Origin of the sequence: Streptomyces sp. NPDC020917, assembly GCF_044333795.1 — a bacterium.
Lineage (GTDB): Bacteria > Actinomycetota > Actinomycetes > Streptomycetales > Streptomycetaceae > Actinacidiphila.
Genome location: NZ_JBIRRR010000006.1, coordinates 503,007 through 513,566, shown reverse-complemented (window position 1 = coordinate 513,566; position 10,560 = coordinate 503,007). Strand labels below are relative to the sequence as shown.

Here is a 10,560-nt window from a genome sequence, read left to right as displayed (position 1 = left end):
CACCCTCCTCGCCAACCAGATCAACGGCACCAACCCCACCCCCAAAGAACTCCTCCACGAACCCGAACTCGTCGTCCGCCACTCCACCGCACCCAGCCCCCACACCACCCGCCTCAGCCCCTCCACCCTCCGCGCCGTCGCCCCCGACTGAACCCGGCTCGCTGTAGCGTGCTGCTCCGTCCGCTCCACCCCGGTGAGGAGACCGCGTCGCATGGCCCGCCTGTACGTCCGTTCCGGTATCGACCCCGACGCCCCGGAGACGGCCTTCGCCATCCTGGTCGTCGACCCCGAAGGCACCCCCGGCGAACGCGCCGTGGCCGAACTCGGCGGGTGCTGTTACGAAGGCGACGGAGCCCTTTACCTGGTGCGGACCGACGGCTGGGCCGAGCAGTCGCTCGAAGCCGGACGGCTGACGGTCGGTGTCGCCGTCCATCCCGCCGCGTTGCGCCACGCCGGTGTCGACCCCGCAGGCTTCCCCGACCGCTCCTCCGTCGACCCCCAGGCCGTACTGGTCCTCGCAGCCCACACCCTCACCGAGGCCGCACTCGCCCCCCAACCCGCCGCACCCACAGCCGTCTTCACCGCGTCCCCCGGCACCCCCGTCGACGACCTGCTCGCCTCCGAGGACGACTGGCCCATGCTCCTCGCCCCTCCGCCGGGCGCATAGGCCGTCCGCGGCCCGTCGCCGGCCGGCCCCGCTACCCTGCGGGCGTGCGAGCAGACGGGAAACAGGGCCGCGCCGCTCGGGACGTCCTGCGGATGGCGACGGCAGGCGCCTGCTTCCTGGTGCAGACGGTGGCGCTGTTCGCCCTCGCCAGTGACTGGGTGGAGGCGTCGAACGCCTCGGGGGAGTGCGGGTACGACGGCACCTGTGTCGACCGTGGACTCTTCGGGACAGCCGTCACCGTGGAACTCGTTGTGATCGCAGCCGAGTTCATGGTCGGCGCGCTCTGGTGGGCCCGGCCACTGTGGCGGCAGCGGCTCTCACCCGAGGCCGGCGACTGGTGGGCGCTGCTCACGCTCCGCCTGCCAGGGACCGTCATCGCTGGTTGCCTGCTCTCGATGCTCACGGTGATCGGGTGGAGGCTTCTCGCGTGAAGGGGCGTGGCCCTGTCGACATGCAAGGGGTCCAGGCAGCCGTGAACGGCGGGGCTGCCTTCCGGTCGCTGCGGACCGTTCAGGCCGTACCCCCGCCTTCGCGCTCGGGGGAGCCGGGCGGGTAGTCGGTGGGAAGCCAGGCACCGACGCTGAGGAGGCGGCTGCGGAGCAGGTCGGTGTCGGGCTCCAGGAGGCGGCTCGGGGCGTGCTCGTCCAGGTCGAGCCAGGACTGCACTACGCGGTTGTCGTCGGGCTGGTTGAGGTTGGCGATGACGCAGGTCAGTGCGCCCTGCTGGGAGCGCGTTCCGGCGCCGGGGGTCCACAGCCCGAGGGTGACGGGGGCGTACAGCGCGACCCGGGTGATGATGTACCCCTGGTCCGACGCCGGAGCGTCGTAGTCGGGATGGGCATCGCCCAGGGGGTACGGCGGCCCGGTGATCGCCAGGCGTTCCAGCACGGTCCCGGGATCGCGCCCTTTGAGGGCGCGTCGAGCCTCGTCGCGCAGCAGCTCAAACGGATTGCTCAGGAACCGGGCGAAGAGGTCCAGGGGCGGGTAGGCGCGGACGAACGCCGCGAAGTGGCCCTCGCCGGCTATTCCGGGGACGTCTCCATGAGTGTCGGTCATGGGTGAGCGGGCCTGTCCTTCCGCCGCGTGGGGTGGAGCTCAGAGGTGGACGCCGACCGCCGGCGCGGGCGGGACGGCGCTGCTCCTCGGCGAGCCCGGCTGCGGCACCCTCTCACGCCTGGTCACCATCGGCAACGCAACCGGACAGGGCGGGCCCCGCGATTCGCCAGCCGGCGCTCAACTCCCGCCCGTCGGCGCCCAACAGCGGGGGAGGGGGGCAGGACGGCCCGGGGCGGATCACCACGCGCGCCCGTAGATGCGGAATAGCGTTCGCGGCCCCGACGCTTGCCGGTGCATGAAGGTGGTGGAAGGAGCGGCCGCGCCGCGCAATGGCGGGGGTACGCCGACGTGGGACATGGTGGCCGTGACGTTCCGCCGGCTGGCGCCCCGGGAGCGGCTGGACGGGGTGGACGGCGCGGTCTGGGCGCTGGTCCTGGACGGCGACACGCGGCTGGAGACCCCGGCCGGCGTCCAGACGCTGCACACGGGCGACGCCTTCCACGCCGACGGCAGAAGCACCTGCCGGCTCGTCGCGCTGACAGCGGCCGAGGTCGCGGTGGGCACGCTGCGGGCCGTGCCACCGCTGCCGAACCCGCTGGTGGTGCGGGACTTCGCGGGAAGCAACCGCGGCATCGTCGAGCTGGTGCGGACGTGCCCGCTGGACCCGAGCCGCGACCAGCCCCTCTTCGCCGCCAGTTACGGCGGGCTGATCCAGTCCGCGATGCAGCGGACCCTCGACGAGGACGCGCGGCGCGGGCCCGACCCGCGGCTCACCGCGCTCGTGTCGGCGCTCGACGCGCATCCCGGGCGCCCCTGGACGGTCGAGAGCATGGCGCGGGTCGCGCACCTGTCCCGCTCGTCACTGGGCGAGCGCTTCCGCCGCGACCTCGGCCGCAGCCCGGGGCAGGTGCTGCGGGAGGTCCGCATGCGGCACGCCCGTGAACTCCTCGCCGGCACGGACAAGCCGATCGAGCAGATCGCCTTCACCGTGGGGTACGGCTCGGCTGCGGCCTTCAGCCGGGCGTTCTCCGCCTACCACGGCAGCCCCCCGCAGGAGTGGCGCTCACGGCCGGGAGCCGCGCAGCGCCCCGAAACCGGCGCTGCCCAGCACCGCGGCGACGGCCCCGACGAGTAGCGCCGCCCGGACCCCTCCGCCGTCGACCACGGCCCCGCCGACCGCCGAGCCGGCCGTGATGGCCACCTGGAACGCCGTCACCTGCAGCGAGAGAGCCGACTCGACGCGCTTCGGCTCGGCGCGGGTCACCCACAGCTGGGTGGCGACCGGCACCATGTTGAAGCCGAAGCCCCAGAGCACGATCGCCGCCGTCGCGGCGGGGAGCCCGGGGACCGTCGCCAGCATCAGCAGGCTCGCGGCCAGCAGTGCCGGAGCGACGACGACGGCGAGCCCGAGGCGCCGGGCGAGCGCGCCGGCCGCGAGGTTGCCCGCCAGGCCGCCCACTCCCCAGCCGAGCAGCAGCCACACCGTGCCGCCGTCGGTGACCCGCTCGATCGCGAGCCGGATGTACGGGTAGGCCGCGAAGTTGCCGAAGGCCACCAGCGCGATGCAGCCCACCCCGGCGATCAGGCGGCGGTTGGCCAGCGCCTGGCGCAGCATGCCGAGCCCGGCTCCCGGATGCGCCGGCACCGGCGGCAGTGTCGCCGTCACCGCGAGCAGCGCGAGCCCGCTCAGGCCCGCCGCCGCCCAGAACACCGGGCGCCAGCCCACGGCGTCGCCGAGGACCGAGGAGAGCGGTACGCCGATGATGGTGGCCGCGCTCACGCCCAGCGCCAGGCTCGTGGACACGACGTGGTCGCGTCCCGGCGCCGCGTGCGTGCCCGCCCCGAGCGCGAACGACCAGAACCCCGCGATGGCGACGCCCAGCAGCAGCCGGCCCACCAGCAGCACCGCGAAGTCCGGGGCGACCGCCACCACCACGTTGGAGACCACCGCGGTGGCGAGCAGCCCGATCAGCACGGTCCTGCGGTCGGTGCGCGGCAGCAGCAGGGCGATGGTGGGCGCCGTGACAGCCCCCGCGACGGCGGTCGTCGCCACCGCGAGCCCCGCGGTGCCCTCGCTGACGCCCACGTCGGACGCCATGGCCGGCAGCACGCTCGCCGGCAGGAACTCGCTGCCCACCAGGGTCGCTATGCCCAGGGTGAGCGCGGCGACGGGCGCCCAGGCGGCCGCGCCGAGACGGCCGGGGACCGCGCCCTCCCCGAAGGAGGCGTCCGCGACGGCACCGCCGGAAGCCGCGGCCGCGGGCTCGATCACACAGTCCTCAGATTTCATGCAGCCAGTCTCCTGCCCAGGGCCCGCGTCGCCTTGACCGTTCGGCCGCTCCCCATGATCCCGACGCCGGATCCGCCCCACGGCCCGCGCGAGCCGTCGCTCCTGCCCCCGGTGCGGACGGGCCCCGCGACACGGGTGTCAGACCCGGCGGGGTGCGGCTGACGCTCCGTCATGCCGGCTACCCGTCGTCCGGATAGGCAAGGCGACCCCGTCGCCGCCGCCCGGGCATCCCGCCGGCGCGGCCGGGGAACCGTGCGGGACGACTCTGTTCGGCCGATTGCGCATTGCTCCATGCGGAGGATCAACCGGCCCGGCCGGTTTGCGGATCGCGGGTCGGCCGACACCCTGGAGTGGCGCTGGCAACTTCTGTGAGTGGGAGCATCTGCGGATGACGACGAGTGGCACCGTGGAGCCGACCGATCTGGACGATTCCTATGAGGACGAGGTCCCGGCACGAAGCCGGCGTCCGGGCAGCATCGTGGTGTCGTGGCTGAGTAGCACGGACCACAAGACCATTGGCACGCTTTATCTGGTGACGTCGTTCGCCTTCTTCCTCATCGGCGGCGTCATGGCGCTGCTGATGCGTGCGGAACTCGCCCGCCCGGGAATCCAGTTCCTGTCGAGCGAGCAGTACAACCAGGCGTTCACGATGCACGGCACCGTGATGCTGCTGATGTTCGCGACCCCGCTGTTCGCCGGGTTCACGAACTGGATCATGCCGCTGCAGATCGGCGCGCCCGACGTGGCGTTCCCGCGGCTGAACATGTTCGCCTACTGGCTCTACCTGTTCGGCTCGCTGATCGCGGTCGGCGGGTTCCTCACCCCGCAGGGCGCGGCGGACTTCGGCTGGTTCGCGTACTCCCCGCTGTCGGACATCGTGCACTCGCCCGGCGTCGGCGGAGACATGTGGATCATGGGTCTGGCGCTGTCGGGCTTCGGCACCATCCTCGGTGCGGTCAACTTCATCACCACGATCATCTGCATGCGCGCACCGGGCATGACGATGTTCCGCATGCCGATCTTCGTGTGGAACGTGCTGCTGACCGCCGTTCTGGTCCTCTTCGCGTTCCCGGTACTGGCCGCCGCGCTGCTGTGCCTGGAGGCCGACCGGAAGTTCGGGGCGCACGTCTTCGACGCGGCCAACGGCGGTGCGCTGCTGTGGCAGCACCTCTTCTGGTTCTTCGGCCATCCAGAGGTGTACATCATTGCCCTGCCGTTCTTCGGCATCATCTCCGAGGTCATTCCGGTCTTCGCCCGCAAGCCGATGTTCGGCTACATCGGCCTGGTCGCGGCGACCATCTCCATCGCCGGCCTGTCCGTGACGGTGTGGGCGCACCACATGTACGTCACCGGTGCCGTACTGCTGCCCTGGTTCTCGTTCATGAGTTTCCTGATCGCGGTACCGACCGGTGTGAAGTTCTTCAACTGGATCGGCACGATGTGGAAGGGAAGTCTGAGTTTCGAGACACCGATGCTGTGGGCGGTCGGCTTCCTGGTGACGTTTCTGTTCGGTGGGCTGACCGGTGTGATCCTCGCGGCGCCGCCGCTGGACTTCCACGTCTCGGACTCGTACTTCGTGGTGGCGCACTTCCACTACGTGGTGTTCGGCACTGTGGTGTTCGCGATGTTCGCCGGATTCCACTTCTGGTGGCCGAAGATGACCGGCAAGATGCTCGACGAGCGGCTCGGCAAGATCACCTTCTGGACGCTGTTCTTCGGCTTCCACGGGACCTTCCTCGTCCAGCACTGGCTGGGTGTCGAGGGCATGCCCCGCCGCTACGCCGACTACCTGGCCGCGGACGGCTTCACCACCCTGAACACCGTCTCGACCATCTCCTCCTTCGTGCTCGGCCTGTCGGTGCTCCCGTTCCTCTACAACGTGTGGAAGACCGCCAGGTACGGCAAGAAGGTCGAGGTCGACGACCCGTGGGGCTACGGCCGTTCGCTGGAGTGGGCCACCTCGTGCCCGCCGCCGCGGCACAACTTCCTCACCCTGCCGCGGATCCGTTCCGAATCCCCGGCGTTCGACCTGCACCATCCGGAGCTCTCCACGGCGGGTGACCTCCAGCTCCACCCCGGCGGATCCGTCGGCTCGACCCCGGGCGAACTTGACGAGTAGATCCTCATCAGAACAGAGAACGACAGGTGAAGGCAGACAACAGCGACGACCACGGGCTGAACCAGATCAGCGGCTATCTGCTGTGGAACGCCGAGATCGAGCAGGCCCGCCGGCAGGCGGCCGCGTTCACCACCCACCTCCCCTGGCTGACCACCGCACAGCGGGAGGACGTGGAACGCGTCTACATCGCCGACCGCCTCGCTGTCTCCCAGGCGATGCTGAAGCGGATCCGTGATCGCGCCTACGAGCTGCGCGAGGAGTACCAGGCGCGCTACGCCTCCCTGAGACGGCAATGCGTCGCGGTGAGCGCGGCGTTCGTCGCCGTCGCCATCAGCGTCACGACAGCCGCGGTGCTCATGTCCCGCTGACAGGGACGGTTGCGAGCACATGGGGCCCGAGCGCCGACTCCACGGTCTGCCGCGCCCACCAGCGTGCGGCCGGAGCCCGCAGGCAGGGCGTGGAGTCCGGGTGGTCCAGGGAGTGATGGCGTGGCCTGGGTGAAGAAGCGGCGGACGGTGCCAGCGGGCGGGTCCCAGTTCGCGGCGAGAACCGTGGCGTAGTCGGCGAGCTGTTGTGACGGTCGCCCCGGCCGTGCTCGGTCAGCATTCCGTCGAGCAAGCCACCCAGTTGCGGCAGGTAGGCCGGTTTCAGCATGATCTAGCGCGGAACCCGGGGCGTTCATGCCCGGGAGGAGGCGCTTCTCGACGCTGCTCTGACCCGCGCGGGTGCATGGGTCTGCGCTGTTGACCTCAGCCGGGGCGTTTCTGGTTCTCGATGTACTCCTTGATGACGGAGAGCGGGGCGCCCCCGCACGAGGCGGCGAAGTAGGACGGCGACCAGAAGTGGTCACCCCACAGGTACTTGCGGATGTGGCCGGGGAACTCCTGCCGTAGGCGTCGCGCGGAGACACCCTTGAGGGAGCCGACCAGCCGGGAGATGGCAATCTTGGGCGGTAGTGCACGAGCAGATGCACGTGGTCGCGTTCGCCGTTGAACTCCCGCAGCTCCGCGCCGAAGTCGGTGCACACGTCGCGCATGACCTCTTCGCAGCGCCGGAGGATCTCGTCGGTGAATGGTCCGCGCCGGTACTTGGGGGTGAAGACCAAGTGCGCGTGGAGGGTGTGGACGACGCTACGGCCCCTGCGGATGTCGGGGTTCGGTTTGCCAGCGTAGTGACATAAAGCGATGCAACGATCACGCCCGTGAAGATCGTGACGCAGGTCAAGCGACGGAGGAGCCCACCCCAGCAGCCAGCTGGGCACTACCTCCAAGCCCGGTCCTTTAGGGCCGAGTCAAGTTGACCGGGTCGTCCAGCCACCGCGGGAACTGTGCGGCGGCGTGGACTGCGACCGCGACCTCCCCCTCCCCGGGTGTTCGTGGTTCGTGCGTGCGCAGCGACAGTCCATCGATACGCCACCGGTGGCGACGTGGTAACCGCGCACTGCTGATGGGAGTATTGCCGTCATTGCGGTCATCCTTCGATGAACTGGTAGTCGCTGACGATGCGGCCGTCGGGGTCGAGCATGAGAATCTCCAGCCCGACGCCGGCGACCTCACCACCGTCCCGGGGCGCCATCTCCCAGTTGAACTTGACGACATTGTGGAGCCTTTCGGTGTTGCTGCGAGAACGGAAGACGAAGGTGCCCGGCGCGACGAACTCCTCGTAGGCGCGCGTCACCCGGGACTCCAACGCGTGGTGCCCGCGTGCTTCCAGAACGAGACGATCGAAGCCCAGCCCTTCAGCGGTCTGCAGGAGCTCCTGGGGAGGCTGCAGCACATGGACCGCATCGGCGGACCACAGCTCGCGAATTGCGGCGCGGCGGCGTTCTGCATCGGGTTCGTTCCACATGGCAACGTAGCGGTCGGTGAGGTTGTGGATGTCAATGTCGGCCATGATTGTTCTCCTCGGTTGCGAATGGTAGGCGTGCGGCAACGACCATGCTGCCGCCGGCCGTCGCGCGGCAATTCCTCGCAGGGAATCGCGGATCAGCAGCCGAGCGGGTTATACAAGGGGGGTGATCACCGGATCGACCAGAGGCGGGCTCGCCGGCGCGTTGCGTGAGTGGCGCACTCGGCGGCGCGTCAGCCAGCTGGAACTGGCCATGCGTGCCGGGACCACGCAGCGGCACCTCAGCTTCATCGAGAGCGGACGGTCGACTCCCGGCCGATCAATGATCATCCGGCTCGCCGAATCCCTGGAGGTGCCGATCCGCGAACGCAATGAACTCCTCCTCGAGGCCGGATTCGCACCGGCCTACCCGCAGACCCGCCTGGACGACCCCCAGCTCGAACCGATTCGCACTGCCCTCGAACAGATCCTGCACGGCCACCTGCCGTACCCGGCGGTGGTCGTCGACCGGCACGGTGACCTCGTCTCGGCCAACGCCGCCTTCCACGCGCTCACCGCCGGTGTCGCCCCACATCTGCTCGAACCGCCGGTGAGCGTTCCCCGGGTGTTGCTGCATCCGCAGGGCCTCGCGCCACGCATCGTCAACCTCGACGAGTGGGCGTGGCACATCATCGACCGCATCCAGGCCGAGAGCGTGCGCAACCCGGACGACCAACTCCAACGACTTGCCTCCGAACTCACCGACCTGGCACCACCACGTCCGCGCCAGTCACCACACCACCTCGGCTTCGCCGTACCGTTGCGCCTCCGGGCACCTGATCCGGCCGACGGCAGGGAACTCACGCTCATCACCACGCTGACCCACTTCGGCACTGCCATCGACGTCACCATCGCCGAACTACGACTTGAGGCGTTCCTGCCGGCCGACCAGGCGACCAGCGCCATGCTGGCCGAACTCCTCAAGCGGTAACCGATCCGCCTGCACAGCCGCGGGGCGACCAAAGCGCCCACCCGTCATGCGCTCGCTCGCCGCATACGACCACTGACCCCTTGGAATTGATCATCTAATGCTGTGCCGCTGCCGTTCGTCCTCCCGTCCACGGACTCAGAACCGAGCGACGAACCGGATCACTGCCGCACTTCACGAGGCGACGGCCTGCGGGAAGAGGATGTGGCACAGCTGCTGAACTCCCCCGTCGGGTGGGGCGGCCCTGCGGTTCGGGCGGTGGTCGGCGGGGTGGGGGTGGCGGGGTGGCCTGCGGCCGGCGGGGGGAGGGGTGTGCTTCCGCGATCCTTCTCGGTGGCGAGGGCGGAGGCGGACAGCAGGGTCGCGGCGGCGAGGCTGCCCCAGAGGGCCGCCGAACCGCGGGCGGCGAGGGCGGTGATGGCCGCGGGGGAGACGGCGAGGCCGAAGCCCGTGGAGAGCTGGAAGCGGGCGAGGGCGCGTCCCAGGGCATGGGCCGGGGCGAGGGCGGTGACGAGCGCGGTGGCGCTGCCGGCGTAGATGATCTCGCCGATGGTGCAGAGCACGGACACCGTGGCGACGGCCGGGGCACGCCAGCCGTGCTCCAGCGAGGTGGCCGCGAGGAAGCCCAGGTAGGACGCCGCGAGCACCACGCCGGCAAGAGCCAGCACGGCCCGCCGGGAGAAGCGGGACAGCAGGACGGTGACCGGAACCTGCAGGGTGACCACCAGCACCGTGTTCGCCACGAAGATGGCCGCCGACCACACCGCGGATTCGTGCAGCTGGGTCACCAGGACCAGGGGGAGCGCGATCTCGGGGATGTTGAGGCAGAAGACGTAGACCACGTTCGCGGCGAGCAGCAGGCGCATCCGGGGCGCGGGCCCGCCGGCCGTGTCCTCGGCCGGAGTGGCGGCCGGGCGCGCGTGCAGGTGCACCGACCAGGCCAGGGCCGCCGCGGCGAGATAGGCGAGCCCGGTGACGGCTGCCAACGCCTGCAACGCGGTAGTGCCAGCCGCCAGGCACGCGGTGGCGAGCAGGGCGCCCACGCCCAGGCCGGCGTTGCGCAGCGCGCGGCCTCCCGCGAGCGCGGCGTCGCGCTCGCGGCCGTGCGCGACCGTGGCCACGAGTGCCGCATGGGCGGCCGGCCACGCCTGGTTGCCGATCCCGAGGAAGAGCGCCGCCGCGGTGAACAGCCCGACGTGCCCCGCAGGGGCGGCCAGCAGGAGCGCCACGCCCACCACCCGCACCAGCATCGACGCCGCCACGACCGTGCTGCGTGCGCCCCGGTCCAGCCATCGGCCCACCGCGGGCATGCACACCAGCGCCACGACGACGCCCGCCGTCATGGCGAGTCCGGTGGCCGACGGGGACAGCCTCAGCACCGTCACCCCGTAGAGCAGCAGAAAGGGCCGCAGCAAGCCGGTGCCGAGCGCGTCCACGGCCAGGGCGACGGCATAGCGGGGGCCTCCGGAGGCCCGGACGAGGGCGTGCGGCTGGATCCTGGTGACGGTTGTCATGGCGTCCACCGTGCGCCCGGCCGCCGGGCCGGCCGCGCCGGTTGACGGATACCGTCAACCGGCGCGGTCGCCGGCCGTGCGACCAGCGATGATGAGGGG

General features: G+C 70.8%; 10 protein-coding genes and 2 pseudogenes. 6 read left to right on the top strand and 6 right to left on the bottom strand.

The window, feature by feature from the left end:
• Nucleotides 1–211 precede the first annotated feature (211 nt).
• Entirely contained in the window at nt 212–667 is a 456-nt protein-coding gene (locus ACH4TG_RS16830) for a hypothetical protein (protein WP_398243044.1), read from the top strand.
• A gap of 44 nt (nt 668–711) precedes the next feature.
• A complete protein-coding gene (locus ACH4TG_RS16825) occupies nt 712–1,098 on the top strand; it encodes a hypothetical protein (RefSeq protein ID WP_398243043.1) in 387 nt (128 codons plus the stop codon).
• Nucleotides 1,099–1,177: 79 nt separating this feature from the next.
• On the opposite strand, the gene ACH4TG_RS16820 is transcribed toward ACH4TG_RS16825, so the two are convergent.
• Nucleotides 1,178–1,723, bottom strand: coding sequence for a hypothetical protein (locus ACH4TG_RS16820; RefSeq protein ID WP_398243042.1), 546 nt, complete (start codon nt 1,721–1,723; stop codon nt 1,178–1,180).
• 295 nt (nt 1,724–2,018) lie between these two features.
• Here ACH4TG_RS16820 and ACH4TG_RS16815 point away from each other — a divergent pair, with 295 nt between their 5' ends.
• Nucleotides 2,019–2,858, top strand: a complete 840-nt coding sequence (locus tag ACH4TG_RS16815; protein WP_398243041.1) for a helix-turn-helix domain-containing protein — start codon at nt 2,019–2,021, stop codon at nt 2,856–2,858.
• Here the strand turns inward: ACH4TG_RS16815 and ACH4TG_RS16810 are convergent.
• Complete coding sequence (locus ACH4TG_RS16810; RefSeq protein ID WP_398243040.1) at nt 2,787–4,013, bottom strand: MFS transporter; 1,227 nt, start codon at nt 4,011–4,013, stop codon at nt 2,787–2,789. The genes ACH4TG_RS16815 and ACH4TG_RS16810 overlap by 72 nt on opposite strands.
• 388 nt (nt 4,014–4,401) lie before the next feature.
• On the opposite strand from ACH4TG_RS16810, the gene ctaD reads away from it, so the two are divergent.
• Both ctaD and ACH4TG_RS16800 read left to right on the top strand, forming a co-directional pair.
• Entirely contained in the window at nt 4,402–6,132 is a 1,731-nt protein-coding gene (ctaD, locus tag ACH4TG_RS16805; RefSeq protein WP_398243039.1) for a cytochrome c oxidase subunit I, read from the top strand.
• A 26-nt stretch (nt 6,133–6,158) separates the two neighbouring features.
• Nucleotides 6,159–6,500 (top strand): hypothetical protein, encoded by a 342-nt coding sequence (locus tag ACH4TG_RS16800; protein ID WP_398243038.1) that lies wholly within the window; start codon nt 6,159–6,161, stop codon nt 6,498–6,500.
• 116 nt (nt 6,501–6,616) lie between these two features.
• On the opposite strand, the pseudogene ACH4TG_RS16795 reads toward ACH4TG_RS16800, so the two are convergent.
• The 3 genes and pseudogenes from ACH4TG_RS16795 to ACH4TG_RS16785 form a co-directional block, all read right to left on the bottom strand.
• Nucleotides 6,617–6,703 (bottom strand): annotated as a pseudogene (locus ACH4TG_RS16795) (GNAT family N-acetyltransferase); the annotation flags it as partial.
• A gap of 178 nt (nt 6,704–6,881) precedes the next feature.
• Nucleotides 6,882–7,318: pseudogene (gene tnpA / locus ACH4TG_RS16790) on the bottom strand (IS200/IS605 family transposase).
• A gap of 284 nt (nt 7,319–7,602) precedes the next feature.
• Nucleotides 7,603–8,025 (bottom strand): hypothetical protein, encoded by a 423-nt coding sequence (locus ACH4TG_RS16785; protein ID WP_398243037.1) that lies wholly within the window; start codon nt 8,023–8,025, stop codon nt 7,603–7,605.
• Nucleotides 8,026–8,146: 121 nt separating this feature from the next.
• Here ACH4TG_RS16785 and ACH4TG_RS16780 point away from each other — a divergent pair, with 121 nt between their 5' ends.
• Nucleotides 8,147–8,950 (top strand): helix-turn-helix domain-containing protein, encoded by an 804-nt coding sequence (locus ACH4TG_RS16780; protein ID WP_398243036.1) that lies wholly within the window; start codon nt 8,147–8,149, stop codon nt 8,948–8,950.
• A 158-nt stretch (nt 8,951–9,108) separates the two neighbouring features.
• Here the strand turns inward: ACH4TG_RS16780 and ACH4TG_RS16775 are convergent, their stop codons facing one another.
• Entirely contained in the window at nt 9,109–10,461 is a 1,353-nt protein-coding gene (locus ACH4TG_RS16775; protein WP_398243035.1) for an MFS transporter, read from the bottom strand.
• Between the last annotated feature and the right edge of the window lie 99 nt (nt 10,462–10,560).

What these genes read in the sequence shown, in the direction of transcription:
- ACH4TG_RS16830 (WP_398243044.1), top strand. Translation starts at nt 212, where the DNA reads ATGGCCCGCCTGTACGTCCGTTCCGGTATCGACCCCGACGCCCCGGAG.
- ACH4TG_RS16820 (WP_398243042.1), bottom strand. Translation starts at nt 1,723, where the DNA reads ATGACCGACACTCATGGAGACGTCCCCGGAATAGCCGGCGAGGGCCAC.
- ACH4TG_RS16815 (WP_398243041.1), top strand. Translation starts at nt 2,019, where the DNA reads ATGAAGGTGGTGGAAGGAGCGGCCGCGCCGCGCAATGGCGGGGGTACG.
- ACH4TG_RS16810 (WP_398243040.1), bottom strand. Translation starts at nt 4,013, where the DNA reads ATGAAATCTGAGGACTGTGTGATCGAGCCCGCGGCCGCGGCTTCCGGC.
- ctaD (WP_398243039.1), top strand. Translation starts at nt 4,402, where the DNA reads ATGACGACGAGTGGCACCGTGGAGCCGACCGATCTGGACGATTCCTAT.
- ACH4TG_RS16785 (WP_398243037.1), bottom strand. Translation starts at nt 8,025, where the DNA reads ATGGCCGACATTGACATCCACAACCTCACCGACCGCTACGTTGCCATG.
- ACH4TG_RS16775 (WP_398243035.1), bottom strand. Translation starts at nt 10,461, where the DNA reads ATGACAACCGTCACCAGGATCCAGCCGCACGCCCTCGTCCGGGCCTCC.